The organism is Streptomyces sp. NPDC026538, from assembly GCF_055567535.1.
The window spans coordinates 1-2,082 of sequence record NZ_JBVHQG010000035.1 but is presented as its reverse complement, the minus strand read 5'-3'; the positions used below and the strand labels follow the sequence as shown (position 1 = coordinate 2,082).

2 protein-coding genes are annotated in these 2,082 nt (G+C 67.2%); one reads left to right on the top strand and one right to left on the bottom strand.

The window, feature by feature from the left end; genetic code table 11:
* The first annotated feature begins 145 nt into the window (after nucleotides 1-145).
* On the top strand, nucleotides 146-973 hold the full coding sequence (locus ACZ4N4_RS46325) for an HARBI1 family protein (RefSeq protein ID WP_467600948.1): 828 nt from the start codon (nucleotides 146-148) through the stop codon (nucleotides 971-973).
* 121 nt (nucleotides 974-1,094) lie between these two features.
* On the opposite strand, the gene ACZ4N4_RS46320 is transcribed toward ACZ4N4_RS46325, so the two are convergent.
* Nucleotides 1,095-1,817 carry a hypothetical protein gene (locus ACZ4N4_RS46320; RefSeq protein WP_467600945.1) on the bottom strand — a complete coding sequence of 241 codons (723 nt, stop codon included), beginning with the start codon at nucleotides 1,815-1,817 and terminating at the stop codon, nucleotides 1,095-1,097.
* Between the last annotated feature and the right edge of the window lie 265 nt (nucleotides 1,818-2,082).

Here is a 2,082-nt window from a genome sequence, read left to right as displayed (position 1 = left end):
CAGTGAGTCATTCCCGGTAAGCGATGGTTGCTCGCTGTGATCGCGAGGCTGGCGCTATGGCCCGTGGCATCCCCAAGTCGGGGCAGGAGTAAGGCCCCGGGTAGGAACGATCTTGCCAAGAAAAGATCCGACTGAGGGGCCTCACGTGTCGACCAGTGTCACCTACACCGCCGTGCTCGATGTGAAGCTGTCCACCGCCGAACACCTGTCCCGACTGCTGCGCGACCACCGGATCGCGGCCAGGACCCGCAAGGGGCGGCGTGCGCTGGGCTGCTTCAAGCAGGCGGTACTCATCTTGCGTTGGTTCCTCGACGGCACCAGGATGGCCCAACTCGCTTGTGACAACGGCCTGTCGACCACCACCGCCTACCGGTACCTGCACGAAGGGCTGACCGTGCTGGCGGCCGGGGCGCCGGACCTCGCGACCGTGCTGGAGCACGCAAAGACGGCCGGGCTGACGCATCTGAACCTCGACGGCACCGTCATCCGCACCGACCGCGTCGCCGCCCCAGGCCCCAACGGCGCGGACTTGTGGTGGTCCGGCAAACACAAGCATCACGGAGGAAACGTGCAGGTCATCTCCACTCCAGACGGCTGGCCGCTGTGGGTCTCGCCGGTGAGGCCCGGCCGAGAACACGACACCACCTGCGCCCGCCACCATGGCCTGATCGACACCCTGGGCCGCCTCGCCGCCGAACTGGACATGCCCACCCTGGTCGACCTCGGCTACGAGAACGCCGGCGACGGCTTCCGCCACCCCTTCAAGAAGCCGGCAGGCGGCAAGCTGACCGAGGCCCAGCAGACCTATAACAAGGTCATCCGCGGCATCCACGGCATCTGCGAGCGCGCCAACTCCCTCCTCAAGACGACCTTCAAGGCCCTACGCAGGGTCAGCCTGGACCCCAGCCGAATCACGCAGATCGCCGCCGCAGCCCTCGTCCTGCTCCAACTCGAGTACGACCGCACCATCTGAACATCACACAAGGTTAGGATCCGTCACTGGGAAGGGCTCAGTGGACGGCGCCGCCCGGCGGGAAACGGAAGGGAGGCCGTCATAGCCTGCGACGCTTCCCCCTGCACTGTCTCATCGCGGGTCACCGCCTCCGCCGCTTCCCCCCGTTATTCGCGGACTCGGCCGCCCGAACGCGCTGCTCCATCGACTTCGCCGCCCGGACGCACAGCAGGCCCACCACGGCGAGGAGAGCTCCTACCACTTCCATAACGGAGGCCGATGACACCGGGGCGTTGAGCAGGACGTAACCGGAGACCAGCAGCACGCCCCCGCCCAGGGCGCCACCGAGTCGTGCCACGGTGCCGCGCGGTGACCAGGGCCGATTAGCGCGGAGGAAGGCACCCATGAGGCACCACATCGCACCGGCGAGGGCGCCGAGCGTGAAGCCGAGATTCTGGGTGGAGTCCATGGACGGGGTGTCCTCCGTCGGCACGCTGAGACCGGCGGCCTCGACCTCGACCACCGATCCGCGCCACCACACCAGGTCGACCGTCTCCCCTGGAAAGGCGTCCTCCAGAAGCGTGCTGTCCTTGCCGAGTTCCACCCGTGCGGTGCCGGCACCTGGCGCGAAGGTCATGGTGTGGGCCGGGACCCGGCCGCCGACGTCATAGGTCTGCGCGACGGTCGCGACGGTCACTCGTGCGCAGTCCGGCGAGTTGGGCGCCAACGTCGGGCACACATGGGCGCGCGCGAAGTCCTTCTCCAAGGAAAGTGCACGGATCGACTCAACACTGGAGAACACCGCGATGCCCAGCAACAGGATGCCGGCCGCGGCCGCGATCCCCCGCTTCGTTCGGGACGTCACGTTCAAGTTCTAACCCCCAACTTCCGAAAGATGGTAGCCAGCCGTCGACGAACCGGAAGCACCACCGTCTCCCTGGGCATTCCGTCCCGACGGCGGAGTCGTATTGGCGCGGACGCCGGACGGCGGACGCTGTTCCGTACCGATTCCGCGGTGGCACTCACGCCTTTCTGGCCTTACTCCTGCCCGGACTTGGGGATGCCGCGGGCCACATCACCAGCCTCGCGATCACAGCGAGCAACCACCGCTTACCGGGAATGACTCAGTG